The sequence below is a fragment of the Microcystis protocystis FBCC-A270 genome (assembly GCF_050500235.1).
GTDB classification, from domain to species: domain Bacteria; phylum Cyanobacteriota; class Cyanobacteriia; order Cyanobacteriales; family Microcystaceae; genus Microcystis; species Microcystis ichthyoblabe_A.
The window spans coordinates 3,058,179-3,079,591 of sequence record NZ_CP191407.1 but is presented as its reverse complement, the minus strand read 5'-3'; the positions used below and the strand labels follow the sequence as shown (position 1 = coordinate 3,079,591).

23 protein-coding genes and 1 pseudogene are annotated in these 21,413 nt (G+C 42.8%); 7 read left to right on the top strand and 17 right to left on the bottom strand.

Translation table 11 applies throughout. The features are described from left to right. Window positions 1-61: 61 nt before the first annotated feature. The 3 genes from ACQY1X_RS14875 to ACQY1X_RS14865 form a co-directional block, all read right to left on the bottom strand. Window positions 62-286, bottom strand: coding sequence for a type II toxin-antitoxin system HicA family toxin (locus tag ACQY1X_RS14875; RefSeq protein ID WP_002733933.1), 225 nt, complete (start codon window positions 284-286; stop codon window positions 62-64). Further along, complete coding sequence (locus ACQY1X_RS14870) at window positions 283-495, bottom strand: type II toxin-antitoxin system HicB family antitoxin (RefSeq protein WP_002734412.1); 213 nt, start codon at window positions 493-495, stop codon at window positions 283-285. Before ACQY1X_RS14870 ends, ACQY1X_RS14875 begins: the two co-directional genes overlap by 4 nt. A gap of 187 nt (window positions 496-682) precedes the next feature. Next, complete coding sequence (locus ACQY1X_RS14865; RefSeq protein ID WP_430013041.1) at window positions 683-1,402, bottom strand: PEP-CTERM sorting domain-containing protein; 720 nt, start codon at window positions 1,400-1,402, stop codon at window positions 683-685. 390 nt (window positions 1,403-1,792) lie between these two features. Between ACQY1X_RS14865 and ACQY1X_RS14860 the strand changes: the two genes are divergently transcribed. Continuing rightward, a complete protein-coding gene (locus ACQY1X_RS14860) occupies window positions 1,793-3,964 on the top strand; it encodes a glutamine synthetase III (protein WP_430014833.1) in 2,172 nt (723 codons plus the stop codon). A 954-nt stretch (window positions 3,965-4,918) separates the two neighbouring features. Here the strand turns inward: ACQY1X_RS14860 and ACQY1X_RS14855 are convergent. After that, a protein-coding gene (locus ACQY1X_RS14855) for an ISAzo13-like element ISMae28 family transposase (RefSeq protein WP_420065268.1) occupies window positions 4,919-6,141 on the bottom strand; the annotation gives its coding sequence in 2 pieces (ribosomal slippage) (window positions 4,919-5,661 and window positions 5,661-6,141; 1,224 coding nt in all). Window positions 6,142-6,353: 212 nt separating this feature from the next. On the opposite strand from ACQY1X_RS14855, the gene ltrA reads away from it, so the two are divergent. After that, entirely contained in the window at window positions 6,354-8,198 is a 1,845-nt protein-coding gene (gene ltrA / locus ACQY1X_RS14850) for a group II intron reverse transcriptase/maturase (RefSeq protein WP_430014490.1), read from the top strand. A 97-nt stretch (window positions 8,199-8,295) separates the two neighbouring features. After that, window positions 8,296-9,765: a carotenoid oxygenase family protein gene (locus tag ACQY1X_RS14845; protein ID WP_193979744.1), complete on the top strand. Its 1,470-nt coding sequence runs from the start codon at window positions 8,296-8,298 to the stop codon at window positions 9,763-9,765. Window positions 9,766-9,809: 44 nt separating this feature from the next. Here the strand turns inward: ACQY1X_RS14845 and ACQY1X_RS14840 are convergent, their stop codons facing one another. From ACQY1X_RS14840 to ACQY1X_RS14810, 7 genes are all read right to left on the bottom strand, one after another. Further along, entirely contained in the window at window positions 9,810-10,685 is an 876-nt protein-coding gene (locus ACQY1X_RS14840; RefSeq protein WP_002731539.1) for a Tab2/Atab2 family RNA-binding protein, read from the bottom strand. A 139-nt stretch (window positions 10,686-10,824) separates the two neighbouring features. Then, on the bottom strand, window positions 10,825-11,844 hold the full coding sequence (locus tag ACQY1X_RS14835; protein ID WP_193979746.1) for a glycosyltransferase: 1,020 nt from the start codon (window positions 11,842-11,844) through the stop codon (window positions 10,825-10,827). 313 nt (window positions 11,845-12,157) lie between these two features. Continuing rightward, window positions 12,158-12,484 (bottom strand): DUF3593 domain-containing protein, encoded by a 327-nt coding sequence (locus tag ACQY1X_RS14830; RefSeq protein ID WP_430013036.1) that lies wholly within the window; start codon window positions 12,482-12,484, stop codon window positions 12,158-12,160. After that, window positions 12,477-12,788 carry a DUF2499 domain-containing protein gene (locus tag ACQY1X_RS14825; protein WP_002734463.1) on the bottom strand — a complete coding sequence of 104 codons (312 nt, stop codon included), beginning with the start codon at window positions 12,786-12,788 and terminating at the stop codon, window positions 12,477-12,479. The genes ACQY1X_RS14830 and ACQY1X_RS14825 overlap by 8 nt, the downstream gene beginning before the upstream one ends. A gap of 148 nt (window positions 12,789-12,936) precedes the next feature. Beyond that, a complete protein-coding gene (gshB, locus tag ACQY1X_RS14820; protein WP_430013035.1) occupies window positions 12,937-13,911 on the bottom strand; it encodes a glutathione synthase in 975 nt (324 codons plus the stop codon). A 15-nt stretch (window positions 13,912-13,926) separates the two neighbouring features. Beyond that, window positions 13,927-14,187 (bottom strand): glutaredoxin 3, encoded by a 261-nt coding sequence (grxC, locus tag ACQY1X_RS14815; protein ID WP_002763636.1) that lies wholly within the window; start codon window positions 14,185-14,187, stop codon window positions 13,927-13,929. 63 nt (window positions 14,188-14,250) lie between these two features. Further along, window positions 14,251-14,844, bottom strand: coding sequence for a hypothetical protein (locus tag ACQY1X_RS14810; protein ID WP_409793881.1), 594 nt, complete (start codon window positions 14,842-14,844; stop codon window positions 14,251-14,253). Window positions 14,845-14,930: 86 nt separating this feature from the next. Here ACQY1X_RS14810 and ACQY1X_RS14805 point away from each other — a divergent pair, with 86 nt between their 5' ends. Further along, complete coding sequence (locus ACQY1X_RS14805; protein WP_002732285.1) at window positions 14,931-15,371, top strand: hypothetical protein; 441 nt, start codon at window positions 14,931-14,933, stop codon at window positions 15,369-15,371. Here ACQY1X_RS14805 and ACQY1X_RS14800 read toward each other — a convergent pair. The 6 genes and pseudogenes from ACQY1X_RS14800 to ACQY1X_RS14775 all read right to left on the bottom strand — a co-directional run bounded on the left by ACQY1X_RS14800 (window position 15,368) and on the right by ACQY1X_RS14775 (window position 19,451). Continuing rightward, window positions 15,368-15,655, bottom strand: coding sequence for a YggT family protein (locus ACQY1X_RS14800; protein WP_002733084.1), 288 nt, complete (start codon window positions 15,653-15,655; stop codon window positions 15,368-15,370). The genes ACQY1X_RS14805 and ACQY1X_RS14800 overlap by 4 nt on opposite strands. Window positions 15,656-15,943: 288 nt before the next feature. Then, window positions 15,944-16,414: pseudogene (locus ACQY1X_RS14795) on the bottom strand (flagellar assembly protein H); the annotation flags it as partial. Continuing rightward, on the bottom strand, window positions 16,411-17,283 hold the full coding sequence (locus ACQY1X_RS14790) for a flagellar assembly protein H (RefSeq protein ID WP_430013034.1): 873 nt from the start codon (window positions 17,281-17,283) through the stop codon (window positions 16,411-16,413). The pseudogene ACQY1X_RS14795 and the gene ACQY1X_RS14790, both read right to left, overlap by 4 nt. Beyond that, window positions 17,280-18,188 (bottom strand): flagellar assembly protein H, encoded by a 909-nt coding sequence (locus ACQY1X_RS14785; RefSeq protein WP_430013033.1) that lies wholly within the window; start codon window positions 18,186-18,188, stop codon window positions 17,280-17,282. Before ACQY1X_RS14785 ends, ACQY1X_RS14790 begins: the two co-directional genes overlap by 4 nt. Window positions 18,189-18,364: 176 nt before the next feature. Beyond that, window positions 18,365-18,559 (bottom strand): DUF2949 domain-containing protein, encoded by a 195-nt coding sequence (locus ACQY1X_RS14780; protein WP_002732568.1) that lies wholly within the window; start codon window positions 18,557-18,559, stop codon window positions 18,365-18,367. 370 nt (window positions 18,560-18,929) lie between these two features. Beyond that, window positions 18,930-19,451, bottom strand: a complete 522-nt coding sequence (locus ACQY1X_RS14775; RefSeq protein WP_430014680.1) for a DUF192 domain-containing protein — start codon at window positions 19,449-19,451, stop codon at window positions 18,930-18,932. 303 nt (window positions 19,452-19,754) lie between these two features. Here ACQY1X_RS14775 and petM point away from each other — a divergent pair, with 303 nt between their 5' ends. The 3 genes from petM (at window position 19,755) to thyD (ending at window position 21,402) form a co-directional block, all read left to right on the top strand. Continuing rightward, the gene (petM, locus tag ACQY1X_RS14770) at window positions 19,755-19,868 is read left to right on the top strand and encodes a cytochrome b6-f complex subunit PetM (RefSeq protein ID WP_002731506.1); all 114 of its coding nucleotides are present in this window, start codon (window positions 19,755-19,757) and stop codon (window positions 19,866-19,868) included. 104 nt (window positions 19,869-19,972) lie between these two features. Continuing rightward, entirely contained in the window at window positions 19,973-20,332 is a 360-nt protein-coding gene (gene psb28, locus ACQY1X_RS14765) for a photosystem II reaction center protein Psb28 (RefSeq protein ID WP_002777305.1), read from the top strand. A 146-nt stretch (window positions 20,333-20,478) separates the two neighbouring features. Then, window positions 20,479-21,402, top strand: a complete 924-nt coding sequence (thyD, locus tag ACQY1X_RS14760; protein ID WP_430013032.1) for a thylakoid membrane protein ThyD — start codon at window positions 20,479-20,481, stop codon at window positions 21,400-21,402. Window positions 21,403-21,413 lie beyond the last annotated feature (11 nt).

The following is a 21,413-nucleotide window of genomic DNA, read 5'->3' as shown; positions in this document are numbered from 1 at the left end:
TTAATAGTATATTTTTGAATTGGCGATTTATGAGCGGTTGTTTCGACTCTGGCAAATTAAGCTAAAGGAGAGTTTTAAACTCTGCCACTGTCAATCCCGCTTGACGAATGATAGATCTCAGCGTTCCCTTAGCGACTTCTCGATGGTCAGGGATGGTGATGCGTCGATAGGGATAGGCTTTTTGTCTGAGTATGATATGACTTCCTCGCTGCCGATCTAATTCGTAGCCAATCTTGCCCAGTGCTTTAACGACTTGGCGACCAGCGATAGGAGGGAGTTCACTCATAATTTAACCTCTACCAGTTCCTCAGAAATTGGTGGTGGAATCGGTTCATTGTGCGCTTCTAGGCTTTCTAGATATAAAGCAATTGCTTCCTGAATGTTGGCGAGTAACTCTTCCCGGGTATTGCCTTGAGAAATACAGCCGGGTAGGGAGGGAACTTCAGCCACATAAATGCCATCTTCATCTTGCTCAATTAAGACGCGATATTTCATGGGTTTGTCCTTGCTTTGAATTGATTGTTCCAGAAAACGGGTTTCTCAAAGAAACCCGTTTTCTCAGTTCCAATGGCACTTAAACTAATTGTAATCCAACTAATTCCATAATTAAGGCGATCTGCCAAAAGTTCAGAAAAGGGGTTTCTCAAAGAAACCCCTTTTCTTCTCAAAGAAACCCGTTTTCTCAGTTCCAATGGCGCCTAAATGCCGCTCCCGCCCCCAGTAAGCCTAAAGCCAGCAAACCTAAGCCAGAACTTGATTCAGGAACAGTAACAGTCTGGGCAAAGCGAACTTCAGAGAGACCAATAGGCCCTGGTGCTGTCCAACCAACGAACCAATTGTTTGCTACATCAATTCTAGCATATTGGGCTTGAATTAAAGGAAAGGAAAAAAGTGTGGCAGGTATGTTGTTCGAAGTGCCTTCGGGAAGTGTTAGGGTTCCTGATACATAAACTGGACTGCTAAAGTCGGAGTTATTGGAGAGAATTAGTGTGAAATCCTTGATTCCGCGATCAGTAGCTGTGGTATTAAAAGCGTTGTAATTCCACAAAGCCAAGGTATCTAAGAACACAGAACTGCCAAAATCAAAATCAAGATTGACATCAGCAGGAGTTGTCCCGATTTCTAAACGTACTCCCCAGAAATTAGACAAATCGGTACCTCCGACGTGCTGTTGCTGCAAAGCGTTTCCAGGTCCAGTCAACCCATTGCCGTTGGCAGTGTTGACTAAGGCTCCAATCGTGGGAGTAGCAGTGCCTGCATTAAGCGTTAAGGTTGGAGTGGGATTGTAGATGATCGGCAGCGCTTGGACGGGGAGGATAGTCATTCCAGCGATCGCGCTAACTGTGCCAGCGAAGACAACACCAGCCAGAGAGAGAGATTTGAAGTTAGTTGTAAAATTCATGGGCAATTTTGGGCAAATTCCACCAGCATTTTACCCCCCCCCCGATTTTTGTCAAATATCGCTTTTTTAAGTCCAGAAAACGGGTTTCTCAAAGAAACCCGTTTTCTCAGTGCGATCGCTTGGGGAAGATCGGGTTTAGGATATTTGTAATGTTTGATACAAATCTCTCGATCATCTGTTCTTAAGATTAAGGCTGGTGTTGCTAATTGATCGGAAAAGAGGCCGGCGCAAGCAGATAAAAACCGCAGAGAAGCTTGTGCCGTGGGATCAAAATTATTAAGCGGAGAATAGCCTCTGACCGGAATTCAACATCAAAGTTAGTAGGAAACTTGTCATCGCCTAAGTAAAGTAACCCTTCATCCACGACACAAAACAATAGGAAAAATACTTATGAGTTATGGAACGCGTGTTCAAGCTATCTCTCAAGTAACGGACCGTAAACCCCTACCTAGCAAAATTCCTCAGCGTTTAGAGGCCCTCTGGGCAACCGATGTCTTTACCCTGAGCAAAATGCAGGCCAGTCTTCCCAAAGACGTATTCAAATCGGTCAAAAACACGATTTTAACCGGGGGAAAATTAGACGTTTCCATCGCCAGTGCGGTAGCGGCTGCGATGAAGGATTGGGCCACGTCCAAAGGGGCGCTGTACTATGCTCACGTCTTCTATCCGATGACCAACGCCACCGCCGAAAAACACGATGGTTTTATCTCCGTGCAGAGCGACGGTTCAGTGATCACAGAATTTACGGGCAAAGTCTTAGTACAGGGGGAACCGGACGGGTCTTCCTTTCCTAACGGCGGACTTCGCTCCACTTTTGAAGCGCGGGGTTACACCGCTTGGGATGTCACCAGTCCGGCCTACGTCATGGAGACGGATAATGGTGTCACCCTGTGTATCCCCACGGTTTTCATCTCTTGGACAGGAGAGGCCCTCGACAAAAAAACGCCGCTTTTACGTTCGATTTCATCGATGAGTAAAGCCGCCACCAGGGTGCTTAAACTATTAGGACATACGGAAGTCGCCCCCGTTAACTCCAGCTGCGGTGCTGAACAGGAATATTTCCTAGTCGATGCTCATTTTGCCCATAGTCGCCCCGATTTACTGCTCACCGGTCGCACCCTATTTGGTAAACCCGCCGCCAAGGGTCAACAGTTCGACGATCATTATTTTGGCGCGATTCCCGAACGGGTTCAGGTGTTTATGCAGGAAGTAGAGGAAAGAATGTATCGCCTCGGCATTCCGGCCAAAACTCGCCATAATGAAGTCGCCCCCGGACAGTTCGAGATTGCCCCCTTTTTCGAGGCCGCTAACGTGGCCAGTGACCATCAGCAGTTAATTATGACTTTGCTGAAAAGTACGGCTAAAAAACACGGTTTTGTTTGCCTACTGCACGAAAAACCCTTTGCGGGAATTAATGGTTCGGGAAAACACGTTAACTGGTCTGTCGGCAACGCCACCCAGGGCAATTTGTTGGATCCGGGCGATACTCCCCACGCTAATATGCAGTTTTTGTTATTCTGTGGGGCGGTGATTCGTGGCGTTCACAAGTACGGGCCGCTTTTACGCGCAGTGGTGGCTACCGCCAGCAATGATCACCGTTTGGGGGCAAATGAAGCTCCTCCCGCCATTATTTCCGTATATTTGGGCAGCCAGTTAGAAAAGGTATTCGACCAAATTAGTCAAGGCCGAATTGAGGGTTCTGATGCTCCGGGGTTGATGGATCTCGGTGTCGATACCCTGCCGGTATTCCCCAAGGATCCGGGCGATCGCAATCGTACCTCTCCTTTTGCTTTTACGGGCAATCGCTTTGAATTCCGCGCTGTGGGTTCTAATCAGTCAGTGTCTGGGCCGCTGGTGGCGATGAACACGATTCTAGCCGATTCCCTGACTTGGGTGGCGGATAACCTAGAAAGCCGGATGAAAGCTGGGGAAGATCTCAATACTGCTGCCCAGGGTGTTCTCAAGGAGATCATGGACAAACACAGAAATGTGATCTTTGGAGGTAACGGATATTCCCCGGAATGGCACAAAATGGCGGTAGAAGAGCGCGGTTTAGCTAATCTCCGCACCACTGCCGATGCTTTACCCGTGCTGAGGGCCGATTATATCGAAGAACTGTTTACCCGCATGGGTGTGCTTACCCCCGTTGAACTGGAAAGTCGTTTTGATGTCTATGCGGAACAGTATTTGCTGGCCATCGAAGTGGAGGCGAAACTGGTGGTGAGTATGGCTAAAACGATTATTTATCCGGCTGCTGTTCGCTACTTGTCGGAATTGTCCTCGGCGATCTCTAACGCGGCGGCGATCGGCATCGAGATCAATAAGGAAAACGCCCAAACCGTCTCGAATCTGATTAAGTTAATGATGGATAGCGTTGCCAAACTGAGTGAGGCCATTGCTAAACACGATTTTGACTCGATCGAGGAACATATGCAGCATTCCGCTCAAACGATCCGTCCCTTGATGGATAAGGTGCGCGAATATGCTGACACGCTGGAAGGAGAAGTGGCCGACAATTTCTGGCCCCTACCTACCTATCAAGAAATGTTGTTTGTTAAATAACATGACGACAAGGAGGGGGTAAATGGGCTGAAAAAATGATTGGCCACCCCCTTCTTTTTATCTCTGGTAGTTTTAAGTTATGTTAAGAAAAGTAGTGCGAAACGTTTAGGCATGAAATAGGGAGCCAAACGCCCGAAATAACCGCCTAGTAAGGTCTTCAGTCCCCTGACTGAATCTAACAGGTCAACCCAGACCAGCCTTATAACTGTTTATATGTCCCGACGTTTAGTATCAATGCGATACCAAACTAGGCAAAGGGACTCAAGGTCAATACACTCTGTAACAATTATTTACAATTGCTACAAAGGTGAGAGTAACGGCGATAGCCACCCCCAGATTCAGAAATCACAATTCTGGGACTGAAGCGGGGAACGGAAGGCTCCGAGGTGTAACCTAACACCAGAATCGAGACCACTGCCAACCATCCATGATTAGGTGTGAACCGAATGTCCGACCTGAACCATCGTAATTAGCTAGTAGTGAAATAGGTTGATACACTGCGTTCAAAAGAACAAGGGGAAAAGTAAGGAATTTACTAACTCACTTACACAGACCTTTAAAAGTACCCCGATGGATAGGACAAATCTAAAGATGGAATGCCCATATAAACGGAACGTGATAAGCCCTTTCAGGCTCTGAGTATCGGTCGAAATACTCAGTAGTGACAAGTGTAAGCGCAAGCCTTCAAGGGTGTGAGATGTAACCAAAAGCCAACGCCTGACGGTAATAGGGGACTTCCAGAGAATAAAATACCCAACAAAAAAATAGAAAAGTGTTTTTTTGAAAAAGTAATTATTTTTGTCTAGGAAAACAAAGAGTCTCCCATTACAACCTATTTTTCCGAAAAAAAAATAGCAGCATAAACTTTTATACTTCCGAGCTTTTTCGAGTATAACAAGGACAAGTTAAAGAATCAAATACAGTTTTTAGCTAACCATCTTAGTTAACTACAAACTAGGTCTTATCATAATAAATATCAATAAACCATTGCCCCAAATCGGGAAAGTCTTGATTCGTTGATTCTGTGAGACGTTCGATTTTTTCTTCGATTTTTTCCATGGCTTTTTTAGTAAGCTTTACTCCTTTTTCGTAAGTTTCAGTAATCAACTTAACAATCGGGTGTTTTCCTTTCCAAGTCATAGTTTGGGCGAATTTCAAAGCTGTTTCGATTTCATCTAAAATACTCCCATTCCAATGGTTTTCTAACACAGCCCAGGTTCGTTCAATAGGATTATATTTACTATGGTAGGGGGGATAGTAAGCTAAACGTATATTAACTTGATATTTTTGGGAAAACTCAACTATACGTTTCATAAACTGAGTTCGTCTCGAATTATTTTCTGATCCATTATCTTGATTAATTATCAAAGTTTTAATTTTCTCAAAACGAGATTTTTCAGATTCCCAGAAATCCTCTAATATATCAACAATAAAGTCACTGGTGACTGTGGAGGTAGTGAAATACAAAAACAACTCATCAAATTCTGGAATAAATATTCCGTAAGGGGTTAGGGTTGTTTTCGGATTAAAATCATGATCGTTTGTTTCGACAGTTATTCTATTTTTACCTCCTCGATCAAACAGTCCAATATTAACACGGGCTTTGGCATCTAAACTAAGACGTAACATCGTAGGGTCTTCATCCGCTTCCCGATTAATGTTAGCTAATTCCTCAAAGATTGCCTCGGTTTCTGGAATTTTTTTTGAGGTAAAACTTTAGCGACTCTTTTCAGACGATAACCTAAGTTATTTAATTTAACCCGAATAGTTTCCTCGCTCGGTAAATCCTCATCACTGTACCCATATTTAGAGATTAATTGCTTTCGGACTTCGGCCGCACTCAGTCTCACATAAAGCCTTTGGCTTTTAAAACTTGGGTCAGTTTGGCTTTGAGAATCCACTAAATTTTTGATGTTTTCCAATAGAAAAGGTAAATGTTCTTCTGCTTTTTTCCGCCCCTTAGCTGAATGATTATCAACACAAATAATGCCTCTTTTTAGTTCTTTAATTCCTTTACGAATAGTAGTTCGATTCCAGCCTAACTCCTGTGCAGCAAGGGTTTGTCCCCCATAGCCTAATTCTAAGACTGTTTGCGCCATGAATCTTCTTTTAGCTGCACCTTTTAATTGAAGTGCAGTTTCACTGAGCAATTTCTTGAGGGAATCAGTTAATTCCATATATTCTTAAAAAGAAAAACTTGATTAATAATGTACAGGATTAATTCTACTACAAAATTGGAAGGAGGGGGCAACCATCGATCCCTACCTCCCACACTCCGAGAATGATTATTATTCTTGAGAATGAATAGTTTATTTTTTGGAAGTCCCTAGTCGGGATATGCTCACAGGTTACGGTTTGATTGTAAGGATAGAGTCTAGTAGGAGTCTATATGACGAAATCGAGAGAAGGTAAAGGGTTCGGGAAACCGAAAACCACTAAGACTACGAATGTATGGAAAGCTATCAATTGGGGTAAAATCCAAAGATATGTTTTCAAGCTCCAAAAGAGGATATACCAAGCGGCTAAATCGGGACAGGATGCAAAGGTTAGAAGGTTGCAACGTCTATTGGTGAAATCATACTATGCTCGTCTATTAGCAGTTCGCAAAGTAACCCAAGATAATCAAGGAAAGAAAACAGCAGGAGTCGATGGAGTGATAGCAATATCCCCAGAACAAAGGCTAAATCTAACCGAAGAAATCAAGGGAAAACTTAAAGCAAAACCGTTAAAAAGGGTATGGATTCCTAAACCCGGCAGGGATGAAAAACGTCCACTAGGAATACCAACCATCAAAGACAGAGCTAGACAAGCGTTGATTAAATCGGCACTCGAACCAGAATGGGAGTCAAAAATGGAAGAAACCAGCTACGGTTTTCGACCCGGAAGGTCTGCCCATGATGCAATATCGAGGATATACCTTAGCATCAATAAAAGTAGCTACTTCGTATTAGATGCTGATATTGCCAAGTGTTTTGACCGAATTAATCACAACTTCCTACTGTCAAAAATTCATTGTCCCACTGCCTTGAAAAGAGACATTAAACAATGGCTCAAAGCAGGAGTATTGGATAATGGCGTATTTGAAGAAACAGAAACAGGGACACCACAAGGAGGGGTAATAAGTCCACTACTAGCCAACATCGCACTGGATGGAATGGCAAGATTAATTGAAACACTATTCCCCAAAAAGGGTAGTAAAACTCAAGCTGTTCTAATAAGATACGCCGATGACTTTGTGGTGATTTCACCATCACTCGAAATCATTGAACAGTGCCAAACTGCCATTTCTGAATGGTTAAAACCAATTGGATTAGAACTCAAACCAGAAAAAACCAGAGTGTCTCATACACTCAACCCCATTGAGTACAATGGGAAAACTGAAGAACCCGGTTTTGATTTTCTAGGATTCAATATCAGACAATATCCAACAGGAAAGTACAAATCTGGGAAAACAGGAGGGAGAGGAAGCCAATTAATTGGTCACAAAACCCACATCAAACCCAACCAAAAAGCAGTTAAAGCCCACACAGAAGCGATTAAAGGTGTAATCAAAAAACACAAAACAGCACCTCAATCAGCCCTGATTAGTCACTTAAACCCAATCATTAGAGGTTGGGCTAACTACTACTCAGGAGTAGTATCCACAGATACCTTCAATAAACTAGACAATACAATCTGGTTAATGTTAAGGGCATGGACAGTATCAAGATGCGGTAAATCAAACCACGAAAAGCTGAGAAACTACTTTAGACCGGGTACAGTTAAACTCAGCAATGGGAAAGAAAGGCAAGAATCTTGGTTATTTAAGACCAAAGATGGTCTTCATTTATGGCAACATAATTGGACACCAATTGTCAGACATACCCTAGTACGCCCCGAAACTTCACCTTACGACGGAAATTGGACTTACTGGGCGACCAGACGAGGACAAGCAATCGACACACCGACAAGAGTAGCCAAACTACTTAAGAAGCAACAAGGCAAGTGTAGCCGATGTGGGCAGTATTTCACCCCATCGGATTTAATTGAAGTTGACCACATTCACCCTCTAAGCTTAGGCGGAAAGGATGAATATAAAAACCTTCAATTACTACACCGCCACTGTCACGATGATAAATCGGCATCTGATGGAAGCCTAAAATCATCTGGTTTGACATCAACAGTCAACCTAGATAATACAAGGTTAACCAAAGGAAGTCAAGCTGTATCCTTAACAAGGGAACAGTCAAACTAGGAGCCGTGTGAGGTGAAAGTCTCACGCACGGTTCTGAATGGGAGGGGAGGTCGGTGACGACCTTCTCGACCCCTAATAATATAAACTTAAAACTACTATGGTATTAACTCCGACAATTGGCGAAAAATCCTATAATCGTCAGGATTGGCAAAAAGGCTATCAATCCCAACCTAACGAGTACGATTACGAGGTAGAAGACATCGAGGGGCAAATTCCCCCCGATTTACAGGGTACAGTCTTTAAAAACGGCCCCGGTTTACTCGATATCGCTGGCACGGCGATCGCTCATCCCTTCGATGGAGATGGTATGATCAGCGCGATTAGCTTCAATCATGGGCGTGTACATTATCGTAATCGTTTTGTTAAAACCCAGGGTTATCTCCAGGAACAGAAAGCGGGAAAACCCCTTTATCGCGGTGTTTTCGGCACGAAAAAACCGGGGGGAGTTTTCGGCAATGCTTTTGATTTGCGTCTGAAAAATATTGCTAATACTAATGTTATCTACTGGGGTAATAAATTACTGGCACTTTGGGAAGCGGCCGAACCCCATCGCCTCGATGCTAAAACTCTTGATACTATTGGTTTAGACTATCTCGATGGTATCTTGGAAAAAGGCGATTCTTTTGCCGCTCATCCTCGCATCGATCCCGCTTGTATCTTCGATAATCATCAACCTTGTCTGGTAAATTTTGCCATTAAAACGGGTTTGTCGAGTGCCATTACTCTCTACGAAATTAGTCCCACGGGTAAGTTATTACGTCGTCATACCCACAGTATACCGGGCTTTTGTTTTATCCACGATTTTGTTATTACTCCCCACTACGCTATCTTTTTCCAAAACCCGGTTGGTTATAATCCTTTTCCCTTTCTTTTTGGGTTAAAAGGTGCGGGGGAATGCGTCATCAATCAACCGGACAAGTTAACTAAGATTATTATTATCCCCCGGGATCCTAACAAAGGAGAAGTGAAAGTTTTAGAAACTCCATCGGGTTTTGTCTTCCATCATAGCAATGCTTTTGAACAAGGGGAGAAAATTTATATTGATTCTATTTGTTATCAATCCTTACCACAACTGGATTCAAATAGCAGTTTTCAATCGGTAGATTTTGATAGTTTAGCTCCGGGACATCTGTGGCGATTTACACTAAATTTATCAGAAAATACCGTTACAAGAGAATGTATTCTAGAGCATTGTTGTGAGTTTCCCAGCATCAATCCTGCAAAAGTTGGTCGAGATTACCGTTATTCATACATCGCTGCCGCTCATCATGCCACCGGTAATGCTCCTTTGCAAGCAATCTTAAAACTGGATTTATTAACGGGAGAAAAACAATTACATTCTTTTGCTCCCCGGGGATTTGCTGGTGAACCAATTTTTGTGCCTAAACCCGATGGAATTGCTGAAGATGATGGTTGGTTATTGGTAGTCACCTACGATGCGGCCAATCATCGATCGAATATGGTAATCTTAGATGCTAAAGATATTACTAATTCCCTAGCAGTTATCCATCTTAAACATCATATTCCCTACGGGTTACACGGTAGTTGGACTAGACAATGTTTTTAAGTTAATTCTGTGGGGGTGGATTGAAAACCCACCCTCACTAAACTTTACTCTTGAGAGCCTTCTTGTAGTAGCCAAAAACCAGCGAAGGATTCCGATTCAGGGTTAGATTGAACGGCTAAAAAATGCAGATTATTGGCTTTTTGTTTAGCTTCTTCAAAGTTTTTTGCTTCCTTTAAAGTCTCGGTATTAGTGACGTTGACGAGAATCCAGCTATCACTAGCACCCGTTTCTAAACGTAGCACGGGACGGGAACCAGTTTCTAACTTTAAATAGGCCATTTCTAACCCTGACATCCAACCAGCTAGGGGTAAAGCGCGGGGGGAAAAAATAACTAAACCGGGGATTTTTAGATTCTCATCTAATCCCATTCCCAGTATAGGCAAATTTTCTCCGAAGCTAATATCCCAATCTTTTAAATCATTAAAAGAAGACAATTCTAGCGTGACAAAGGCCCATTTATCGGCCTTATCTCCCCGGACAGCATCGGGAAGAGGAACAGCATTTAAAGGAGGATAATTCACGGAAGCAGTTTTAGTTAAATTTTGATCATAACCAACTTCTTGGGGGTAGAAATTAACCATTCTTTCTTCTATCCATCTAGTTAAAGCATGAGTGCGACGACTAGGGGAAGCGGGAATACCGATATCCTCGCAAGCTTTGCTAATCATGTTATTCATCTGACGACGGAAAAAGCGGATTTTTTTGGGAGTTACTCCCGCTGCCTTGATAGCTGCAGTAACTGCCTCTCCTAACCATTGGGAATTAACCATCGTATTAGGACAATAACTGGCATATTTAAATATTGTATCGGAGGAGCGATCGATTGTTGCCGGAGTTTCACAGATTAATAATTCCCATCTTTTTTTATTATTTTCATCCACCACCGGCCGCGAATAAAAATCAAGTTCCCAAATAGTCATATTTTTTTCAGTTATCAGTTATCAGTTATCAGTTATCAGTGATTCAGTTATCAGATTTGAGTTTTCAGTGAACAATATTAAGTGGCAAGTTCCGAGATGTCTTTTCACTGATTACTGTTTACTGATTACTGTTTACTGCTCACTGCTCACTGAAAAATCCCCTATTCCCGACAACAGTACGAACGCGGTAGATGGGACGTTTTTGGGATTCATGGTAAGTTCGCATCAAAATTTCTGCCAAAAGACCAAAACAGAGTAATTGTACCCCAGTTAAAAAGAATAACACGGCCAGGATTAACAAAGGTCGATCGCCGATTTCTTGTCCGAAACCGAGTTTGAGAATAGTCAGATAAGTGCCTAAAATAATCCCCACTACCATGGATAACAGTCCGTAGAGTCCAAAAATGTGCATCGGACGGGTGAGGAACTTTTTCATAAAAAAGACAGTAAATAAGTCCATAATAACGCGAATTGTGCGATCTAAACCATATTTACTCTGTCCGAACCGTCTAGGGTGGTGATTAACGGGAATTTCGGTTATTTTTGCCCCTTCAATAAAAGCCAATGCGGGTAAAAAGCGATGTAATTCCCCGTAGAGATTCATATCGGCGATTAATTCGGCTCGATAGGCTTTCAAAGAACAACCGTAGTCGTGTAATTTGACCCCTGTAACCTTTGCTATTAGCCAATTAGCTATTTTTGAGGGTAAAAGCCGTTTTACCTGGTCATCTTGGCGATTTTTGCGCCAGCCACTCACGAGGTCATAACCTTCCTCTAATTTGGCCAATAATAGGGGTATATCATTGGGATCGTTCTGTAAATCGCCGTCGAGGGTAATGATGACCCGTCCCGTGGCATAATTAAATCCGGCAGCCATAGCCGGGGTTTGTCCGTAGTTGCGTCGCAATATTACCGCCTTGAGATCATCGCGATTTTTGGCTAAATTAGCTAAAATCTCGGTGGAACCGTCCTTAGAACCGTCGTCAACACAGATAATCTCGTAGTTAATTTGATAAGAACGCAAAATCGAGGCGATACTCTCGACGAGATGGGGAATACTGTCCACTTCGTTATAAATGGGAACCACTACCGATAAAGTCTGGATGGCAGCCTGCGGGTTTGGTTCGTTGACACTGATGGACGGTGTAATCGGGGACATATTTGACTGACGCGGGGACGTTTTGGGGCGATTGTATCACAATTCAGTGATCAGGAGATAGGAGACAGGAGACAGTATTCTCCGAGTCAGTATTCAGGAGACAGGAGATAGGAGACAGTATTCTCCGAGACAGTATTCTCCGAGTCAGTATTCTCCGAGTCAGTATTCAGGAGATTATTTTTATTTATTCTCCCCACACCCCACTTCCCCACTTCCCCACTTCCCCACACCCCACACCCTACACCCCAATTCCCACTTCCCCACTTCCCCACTTCCCCACACCCCACACCCCACACCCCACACCCCACACCCCTTATCCCTGTTCACTGCTCCCTGTTCCCTGTTCCCCTTTCTCTGTTTGCTTTTTGGCTAAAATTGCCTGACGAAAACCTAGGACGACGAGAATATTGGAGAGGGTGAGGAAAAGTTCGGCGCTGCCGTGTAACCAATCGACGTTGGCTAATTCTTTGCCATAGTGGATTTTGGCGTAGATACCGGCAGGAATGGTGATAAAAACGAAGATTAACAGCACATAAAAGCCAATTAGGGCTAAACGGGGCATTTTTCCTGAACGAGTGACAAACCAAAGAAACCCCAGATAGGGAAACAGGGAAATGGCAAATAAACTGTCTTTATTCATTGTTAACGCTAATTTTACTGGAACGCCACAGCCACCAACCGGCAGCACAGAGGGTAAAATTTCCTAAGACAGTCATGGCTGCCTGTAGGGTGACTAACCAGGATAAGGCACTGATATTATCAAAAAAATGCCATGTACAGGCACACATGGCCCCAATTAAAGCGGGTAACATTCCCCAAGATAACATTCGCCACGATCGATCGCTACTGATGTCGCCATAGGTCCAGACTAACCAGATCGCCGCTATCCATTCTACGACACTCGATACATGAACTATCCACGTCGGTATTGATAAAGCATTCATTATTTTCTATAGGAGACAGTTATCAGTTATCAGTTATCAGTTATCAGATTTGAGTTTTAAGTGAGCAGTATTAAATAGAAGTTTTCTCCTGTCTTTTCGCTGATTACTGTTTACTGTTTGCTGTTCAATGAAAATACTCCCCATCTCCCTAATCTCTGCTGCCCAAATGATTTTCTAGCCATTTAATCACCTGTTGACCTAAGCTAACATTGTTTAATCGATCGATCTCGCGAATGCCGGTGGGACTGGTGACATTAACTTCGGTGAGGTAGCCACCAATCACATCCAATCCGACAAAATATAGGCCATCTTCTCGTAATTTTGGGGCTAAAGTGGCACAGATTTCTAATTCTCGATCGGTGATTTCTGTTTTTGCCACTCGTCCACCCACCGCCATATTACCGCGAAATTCTGAACCAGTGGGAATGCGATTAACTGCCCCGATTGGTTCACCATTGAGGACAATAATGCGTTTATCTCCTTCTTTGGCAGCTGGTAAATAATCTTGAATCATTACCGGTTCTTGTCCCCATTTTGTGCTAATTTCAATCATTGAATTGAGATTGCGATCTTCGGGACTAAGAAATAAAATTCCCTCCCCTGCTTTCCCCCCTAAAGGTTTCATAACTGCCGCCCCTTTTTGATTGACAAATTCCCTAATTGTCGCTTTATCTTGGGAAACAATTGTAGCGGGCATTACCTGAGCAAAGTGAATAGTATATAACTTTTCGTTGGCATGGCGTAAACCCCTAGTTGAGTTAATTACTTGGGTTTTTTGTGGGTCGATCAGGTCTAATAAATAGGTGGCATAAAGATAGGCAATTGTCACGGGTGGGTCTTTTCGCATCCAGACAAAATCGAAGTTTTCTAGGCAGGTAAAAACTGTCTCTTGTCTTTGATACCATTGAGATACAGCCACCCAATGATTATCTTTTAACTCCACAGGAACCAGTTCAATTCTGGTTAGTTTTGCCCAAGCTTTTCCCGCAATTGCACTGAGAGCCGTGATGGAAGTTATCCAGATTTCATGTCCTAATAATTGGGACGCTTCCATGATAGCTACACTGGTATCATGGCCCGGATCTAAATACTCGATCGGATCGATAATAAAGGCTAGTTTCATTAATAGTTTTTATCCTTAATTCTGCAACAGGGGAGCTAAACCACCACTTCTATCTAAAGCATAGATGTCATCGCAGCCCCCGATGTGTTGATCGTTTATGAAAATTTGTGGTACACTTGTACGGCCATTGGCGCGATCGGACATTTTGGCTCGCGCTCCTTCATCGCCATCGATACAATATTCGGTAAACTCCACCCCTTTTTTCTTGAGTAATGCTTTAGCGCGGATACAGAAAGGACAGGAACTCCAAGTATAGATCTCAACATTAGCGGCCATAAAATTTATCTCCCTTCTTTACATATCTTAAATTTTAGCCGATAACCGAGCAGTGATCTTCCTTCAGGTCAGAAAACGCCAATTAGGGCGATTCCACCGATATATTCCTTGTATTTCCCATTCTTCACCGTTTTGAAAGCGAATACGGCAACTAACAGGGGGGGAGTCATCCTCACTTTCATTTACTTCTATTACCTCACAGGGAAACCAGTCGCAACTATCGGCAGCGTCTGCGGGAATCCATTCCCATAATCCATTAGACACCTCGATCGCATCTCCTACCTGTAATTTTTCTCTGGTTAACCTTAATTTTTGTAAATATTCTTGCCAATGAATCGGTTTTATGCTGTTCAACCAAGCCAAGCCATACTGATCGCGGATAAATTGTACCGCACCGGAAGGGCGATCGTTAAGCCAATCATTGAGGAGGGAACTTTTCCAAGCTAAATTTTCCCGTTCTTGTTTGAGGATAAATTCCAGTAAAATCTCCCTTTGCATAGATGTTAATTCGTCGAGGGGATTGCCATCAGCGAGGGAATTTCGCTCAAAAAACACCTCTAACAAAATTTCTTTTTGTTGTTGATTGAGAGGACAGAATAAAGCCTCACACTGGAGAAAAGCCGCTTTGAGAGTGGTTTCAATCTCATCTCGATCCATGAGAGTCCTAAAAAAGCTGATTTCAAAGGGTGACGATCCACGATAATCTAAGTATTGGGGAAATCATACCGTAAAATCACTCATCTATGACACCACGCTCGCTCACCGTTTGGCTGCTTTCTGTTCTTTTCTGGCTGTCTAGCTTGCTTATCATCCCTACTGCTCAAGCTTTGACCCCAATTCAACTATTAGATGTATCTTACAAAGACTGTCCCCCCGAATTAGCCGAGGGGAGTGTCACCAGTGGGGGAACCAGTTTTCCGGCTAATTGTTTTTTAATCACTGGCAAAGCTAAAAATAATTCTGGAAAAACCGTCTATGATGCCGATGTTTTTGGTCGGATTTACGATGCTAACGGGGAACCGGCTTTACAAAATCGTAGCCGAGTCGGGGCAATTCCCGAAGTGCCGCCGGGGATTAGTGATTTCGAGATCAGAATTTCTGTTTCTACCAATCAACCAACCCCCTTGCGACTGGAAAAATTCAAAGCTTCCGGTTTTACCAGTAGTGTGGATCCGCGGATTTAGAAACCGCTGCTGACCAGACTGCTGGCCCCTGTGGCTACGACACTCTGAACAACGTTGAGCAGCAGGAACGCGAGAATCGGGGACAAGTCCATCCCGCCTAGGGGTGGGATAATCGAGCGAAAGAGGTTTAAATAGGGATCGGTAATCGGACTGAGAAAAGACATAATCTGATAGGCCCAACCGGCATTTTGGAACCAAGTCAGTAAAACCCTAACAATTAGGATTACCGAGTAAATTTGTAGGAAATTGTTGATTATCGTCAAAATAAACCCTATATCGCTCATAAATAAATCTTTCCTCAAGTAAGGCGTGATGGTTAGTTTAGCTTTGATCTTACCAAAAAAATCGTCTTTAGTTACTCTCGCCGTCCTATCTTAGTGGTTTTAACCAGCTATCGGCATTCCTCCTGGTTGACGGACACCGGGTAAGAAAACTGGATACAGCAGTTTTCTTAATAGTGAGGTACGAAGTTTTCCTTTTGGGGAGACTCCGATTATTCAAGTAGTTTTTCCATAACCTTTGTATTCTCTGCATAAGTGAGATGCTCCCGAGTATTTACCGAATCACTACCTCTCAGGAGTGATAGGCAATTGATTAATAGCGATAATTGCCGTGCGATAAAGCGAGGGAAGAAAATAGACTCCTTCTGGTTAATCTGACCTTAACTTTGCTCCAAATCCTTCTAAAACAGTGATACGAGCGGAAGGGGATAAAATCCACCAACGAGGGGCATTATCTTCATTGTAGCTCTGATTTTCCCGTTTAGCTTGTCTTTGCAGTTCGGATAAAATCGCCAAAAGTTTCGCTAAACAATTGCGAATCTCGCTACGGTTGGGAGGATTGCGATAGGGTTCAATTAAGACAGTATTAAGGACAATTCTGCCTAATAATCCCAGATAATCGGGGTTGGGTTCGGGATTGGGGGAAAAAAATAAATCTATCTGTCGGGTTTCATCGCTGACTTCTTTGCTGATTTCGACGGTTCCCAGGGGAGAAAGTAATTGTTCAAGGTAATTTTTGGCAAATTGGTCATGGGGTTTCATGGAGTTTCTTGAATAGCTTGTCGGACTTGTTCTAAGTCTAAATCCAAAGCTTGAGCGATTTGTTCCACACTTAAACCCAAAGCAAGCAAACGGGGAATAGATTCCAGTTTAGCCTCTAGTTTTCCTCGCTCTAGTCCTCGCTCTAGTCCTTGTTCAAGTCCTTGTTCGAGTCCTTCCCGTTTAGTTGCTTCCTTCCATTCCTGATAGGTTTGAGATAAAGTCATAAACACCTCTCTATCCTCAGTTTCTAGGATGTTATTTATTTCCATATTAACCCGCCAACTAATCAATAATTCCAGCACATTTTCCCGGAAAGCATTACCTTGAGGTAATTCTAACAATTCTCGCACCGCTTGGTTTTGCGTTTTTCCCCGTCCTAATAATCTTAACCAAAGAGTCTCAGCAGTCACAGGCAATTGATTAATAGCGATAATTGCCGTGCGATAAAGCGCGGGAAGAAAATACACTCCTTCTGGCCAATCTGGGTCTATTTTTGCCCCAATACTCTCTAACAGAGTCAGACTAGCTGAAGGGGATAAAATCCACAAACGAGGGGCATTCTCTTCATTGTAGCTCTGATTTTCCCGTTTAGCTTGTCTTTGCAGTTCGGATAAAATGGCCAAAAGTTTCGCTAAACAATTGCGAATCTCGCTACGGTTGGGAGGATTGCGATAGGGTTCAATTAAGACAGTATTAAGGACAATTCTGCCTAATAATCCCAGATAATCGGGGTTGGGTTCGGGATTGGGGGAAAAAAATACATCTATCTGTCGGGTTTCATCGCTGACTTCTTTGCTGATTTCGACGGTTCCCAAGGGAGAAAGTAATTGTTCAAGGTAGTTTTTGGCAAATTGATCATGGGGTTTCATGGAGTTTCTTGAATAGCTTGTCGGACTTGTTCTAAGTCTAAATCCAAAGCTTGAGCGATTTGTTCCACACTTAAACCCAAAGCAAGCAAACGGGGAATAGATTCCAGTTTAGCCTCTAGTTTTCCTTGTTCGAGTCCTCGCTCTAGTCCTAGCTCTAGTCCTTGTTCGAGTCCTAGCTCTAGTCCTTGTTCAAGTCCTTGTTCGAGTCCTTCCCGTTTAGTTGCTTCCTTCCATTCCTGATAGGTTTGAGATAAAGTCATAAACACCTCTCTATCCTCAGTTTCTAGGATGTTATTTATTTCCATATTAACCCGCCAACTAATCAATAATTCCAGCACATTTTCCCGGAAAGCATTACCTTGAGGTAATTCTAACAATTCTCGCACCGCTTGGTTTTGCGTTTTTCCCCGTCCTAATAATCTTAACCAAAGAGTCTCAGCAGTCACAGGCAATTGATTAATAGCGATAATTGCCGTGCGATAAAGCGCGGGAAGAAAATAGACTCCTTCTGGCCACTCTGGGTCTAATTTTGCCCCAAATCCTTCTAAAACAGTGATACCAGCGGAAGGGGATAAAATCCACAAACGAGGGGCATTCTCTTCATTGTAGCTCTGATTTTCCCGTTTAGCTTGTCTTTGCAGTTCGGATAAAATCGCCAAAAGTTTTGCTAAACAATTACGAATCTCGCTCCGGTTGGGAGGATTGCGATAGGGTTCAATTAAGACAGTATTAAGGACAATTCTGCCTAATAATCCCAGATAATCGGGGTTGGGTTCGGGATTGGGGGAAAAAAATAAATCTATCTGTCGAGTTTCGTCGCTGACTTCTTTGCTGATTTCGACGATTCCCAGGGGAGAAAGTAATTGTTCAAGGTAATTTTTGGCAAATTGGTCATGGGGTTTCATGGACTGAGCAGTTAATCGATAATTCTCAATTGTATAGCTATTAAAAAAGTGGGTTATTTAAACCCACTTCTCAAGTGATGATTGGTAGTTTTTAAGATGGGAATTTTCAAATTGTGCCAGAAACTATGCGCAGCCATGGCAATTATTCTCCTTGTCAATAGTTACCAATAGTAAGATTAGACCACCTCTTCGAGAAAATCATAAATTTTATCTAATTGTTCCAAGGTCACTAAACCGTACTGCCAGAGAATCATCGGTAAATGAATTTTATCAGATTGGATCGATCGCTCGGCCATAGCGATCGATTCTTGGGGAAGGGACAATTCCTCTTGTAGAAATTGTCGGAATTGGGAATAGGCAATCGTGGACATAGGGGGATTTTTTTCCTCAATAGTTATAGTATATCTCGTAATTTCAACAAAACACCACCTGATCGGTTTCAAGGACGGTTAGTCTTGCGACCGTTTTTTCTGTATCTAAGCTATCTCGATGATAGAGAGTGCTTTCCTAAAAATCGCTGGCTCTCTTAAGATAGTCCCGTTAGGTCTAGCAGAACTTTGTCTCTGTTTAATCTATAGCAAGAGTAAAGATTATTCAATCTATGACTTGATAGACTATAAAAATCCTAATCGATATGGTTATATCTTAAACAGTATAAATGCGTAATAGCTTCTAAAAGCCATACTTATACTTCCAGACAAGGGACACTTTTTATAAGAAAGTTAACACCATTTTCAAAAATTAAGGTCTTGAGATAAACTCAATCTTAATTTTATCTCCTTCTTTCACTCCTAATTCTTTCGCTCGACCCCCAGCTAGTTCGATCACTTGATTAACCATGGTGTTTGGCCCATAGACAGGACAAGGATCGACGGCACAAGGAGGGACATTCAGCAAAACTGCTTTTACTATACCATCTTTTAGAAAAATCATGTCTAGAGGAATCGAGACATTTTTCATCCAAAACCGGGCCATCAGAGGTTGTGCAAAGGGAAATAGCATACCGCGATTTTTCTGCAAAGATGAGCGATACATTAAACCCTTGGCCTGTTGTTCCTGGGTTTGAGCCACTTCTAACTCAATCATCTCACCATTAATATCTGCTTTGGCCGTGATCGGTAATATTTGCCCTTGATTCTCAGTCGTAATCTGAGCCATTGAACTATTATTACCATTGAGATTAGTCGATTGACAACTCAGCAGCAACAAACCTAAAAATAGTATTAACTTGATCTTGAGCATAAATGATTTTTTACCAGTCATCATCAATAGTTATCAATACTTAATTTTCCTAGTATAAGTGAAGAATTAAGCAGATAAGACACTAACACAAAGTGGTGACGGCAAATATAAAGATAGTATTAAAAATATCTAGCATGGGGGTGAGCATCCTTCCTTGAGGAGAGGGGCAGGATTGCTAGAACATATATACTAAAAAAGTTCTCAGAGTTATTGGCCGATTTTCTCCTTCAATTTTGCCCCAGTCCAGCAGCAGTCGATCGCCTTCGTAGGTTAAAATACCACTTATCTATATGATCGATTATTGTAGGCTCAGGAGCAATCACCATGACCGCAGAAAGTATGTTATTTAATGGGCCGATCGTGGCGATCGTTCTCGTCCTCGTCGGATTAGCTTGGGGTTTTCTCCTCCTCAAAATCCAAGGTGGAGAAGCGGAATAGCTTGTTTTTCGGTTCATGGTTACTTTATTAGTAATCATGAACTACTTTTTCCCTTCAAAAGTAATTAAGAGAAAATCAATAACTAAAATTTTATACCCACACCTATGACCACTCCCACGATCGAGTTTTTTGTCGGTTTATCAGAAGAATTAAGCGGTGTTAGTCTCCGCAAAAATAAAAATACCGGGATTCGCAATGTCCTGATGACTTTTAAAACCCTGAAAGCGATCGAACGTTTCCAAAGTTTCACCACTCGTACCTACGGCGATCTCCGTCTCACCGATGAGGAAGGAGTGATTATAGTTATTCCCAACTCGACTAAGTTTATTTTTGGAGGAGATGAAGGAGATGAAATTCAACGGGTAGAATGTGGTTTTGAAATCACCGATGAACACTGGGAGCGTTTTCTGCGCTTTATGAATCGTTATGCGGCAGCCAACGGGATGGGGTATCAGGATAAGTGAGAAGTGGGGTGTGGGGTGTAGGGTGTAGGGTATGGGGAGAATAAATAAAAATAATCTCCTGATTGACTCCTGACTCCTGACTCCTGAATACTGAATTCTGATAGTTAAAAACCAGCTAAAATAAGGATAAATTTAGTCAAGAAACCATGAAAATAGCGATTACTGGGGCGACAGGATTTGTGGGGAGTCGATTAGTGGTCAAACTCTATGATCGCGGCGATGATATTCTAATTTTGACGCGCAATCCCGATAAAACCCGAAGAATTTACCCAAAGTCAATCTATCCTAAGATAGAGATTATTCCCTATATCGCCACAGAATCGGGGGATTGGCAAAAAGAGATTTGCGGATGTGACGCGGTGATTAATCTAGCGGGAGAACCGATTTCGGAACGCTGGACCGGTGAAGCAAAACGAGCAATCGTCGCTAGTCGGGAAATCGGCACCGAGAAAATTGTCGAGGCGATCGCACTTGCTGCCCAGAAACCGAAAGTTTTAATTAACTCATCGGCGATCGGTTACTATGGAACCAGTGAAATCGCTAGTTTTGACGAAAATAGTCCTCCCGGTGGTGATTTTCTGGCGGATGTCTGTAAAAAGTGGGAAACAGCAGCCCAAAAAGTTAAAGATTACGGCACTCGTTTAGTCATTCTTCGCACGGGTATTGTTTTAGACAATGGGGGTGCTTTAGGGAAAATGATCCCACCCTTCAAGCTTTTTGCCGGCGGACCGATTGGCAGCGGTCGTCAGTGGTTTTCTTGGATTCATCGGGATGATTTAATTAATTTAATTATCTATTGTCTTGATCGCCCAGAAATTAGCGGCACGTTCAATGCTACTGCACCCAATCCCGTCCGGATGAAAGAATTCTGTCAGATATTAGGGGAAGTAATGAAGCGTCCTTCTTGGTTGCCAGTGCCGGATTTTGCCCTCGAAATTCTCTTGGGAGAAGGGGCAAAAATCGTCTTAGAAGGTCAAGAAGTGCTGCCAAAAGCCACCCAAGCGATCGGTTTTGACTATCGTTATCCTAATCTAGAAGCGGCCTTAGAGGAAATTGTCCCGAAAATGTAGAAAGCTGATAC

Bases quoted from the DNA above. Each gene is read 5' to 3' on its own strand.
- ACQY1X_RS14875 (WP_002733933.1), bottom strand. From the start codon at position 286: ATGAGTGAACTCCCTCCTATCGCTGGTCGCCAAGTCGTTAAAGCACTG.
- ACQY1X_RS14870 (WP_002734412.1), bottom strand. From the start codon at position 495: ATGAAATATCGCGTCTTAATTGAGCAAGATGAAGATGGCATTTATGTG.
- ACQY1X_RS14865 (WP_430013041.1), bottom strand. From the start codon at position 1,402: ATGAATTTTACAACTAACTTCAAATCTCTCTCTCTGGCTGGTGTTGTC.
- ACQY1X_RS14860 (WP_430014833.1), top strand. From the start codon at position 1,793: ATGAGTTATGGAACGCGTGTTCAAGCTATCTCTCAAGTAACGGACCGT.
- ltrA (WP_430014490.1), top strand. From the start codon at position 6,354: ATGACGAAATCGAGAGAAGGTAAAGGGTTCGGGAAACCGAAAACCACT.
- ACQY1X_RS14845 (WP_193979744.1), top strand. From the start codon at position 8,296: ATGGTATTAACTCCGACAATTGGCGAAAAATCCTATAATCGTCAGGAT.
- ACQY1X_RS14840 (WP_002731539.1), bottom strand. From the start codon at position 10,685: ATGACTATTTGGGAACTTGATTTTTATTCGCGGCCGGTGGTGGATGAA.
- ACQY1X_RS14835 (WP_193979746.1), bottom strand. From the start codon at position 11,844: ATGTCCCCGATTACACCGTCCATCAGTGTCAACGAACCAAACCCGCAG.
- ACQY1X_RS14830 (WP_430013036.1), bottom strand. From the start codon at position 12,484: ATGAATAAAGACAGTTTATTTGCCATTTCCCTGTTTCCCTATCTGGGG.
- ACQY1X_RS14825 (WP_002734463.1), bottom strand. From the start codon at position 12,788: ATGAATGCTTTATCAATACCGACGTGGATAGTTCATGTATCGAGTGTC.
- gshB (WP_430013035.1), bottom strand. From the start codon at position 13,911: ATGAAACTAGCCTTTATTATCGATCCGATCGAGTATTTAGATCCGGGC.
- grxC (WP_002763636.1), bottom strand. From the start codon at position 14,187: ATGGCCGCTAATGTTGAGATCTATACTTGGAGTTCCTGTCCTTTCTGT.
- ACQY1X_RS14810 (WP_409793881.1), bottom strand. From the start codon at position 14,844: ATGGATCGAGATGAGATTGAAACCACTCTCAAAGCGGCTTTTCTCCAG.
- ACQY1X_RS14805 (WP_002732285.1), top strand. From the start codon at position 14,931: ATGACACCACGCTCGCTCACCGTTTGGCTGCTTTCTGTTCTTTTCTGG.
- ACQY1X_RS14800 (WP_002733084.1), bottom strand. From the start codon at position 15,655: ATGAGCGATATAGGGTTTATTTTGACGATAATCAACAATTTCCTACAA.
- ACQY1X_RS14790 (WP_430013034.1), bottom strand. From the start codon at position 17,283: ATGAAACCCCATGATCAATTTGCCAAAAACTACCTTGAACAATTACTT.
- ACQY1X_RS14785 (WP_430013033.1), bottom strand. From the start codon at position 18,188: ATGAAACCCCATGACCAATTTGCCAAAAATTACCTTGAACAATTACTT.
- ACQY1X_RS14780 (WP_002732568.1), bottom strand. From the start codon at position 18,559: ATGTCCACGATTGCCTATTCCCAATTCCGACAATTTCTACAAGAGGAA.
- ACQY1X_RS14775 (WP_430014680.1), bottom strand. From the start codon at position 19,451: ATGACTGGTAAAAAATCATTTATGCTCAAGATCAAGTTAATACTATTT.
- petM (WP_002731506.1), top strand. From the start codon at position 19,755: ATGACCGCAGAAAGTATGTTATTTAATGGGCCGATCGTGGCGATCGTT.
- psb28 (WP_002777305.1), top strand. From the start codon at position 19,973: ATGACCACTCCCACGATCGAGTTTTTTGTCGGTTTATCAGAAGAATTA.
- thyD (WP_430013032.1), top strand. From the start codon at position 20,479: ATGAAAATAGCGATTACTGGGGCGACAGGATTTGTGGGGAGTCGATTA.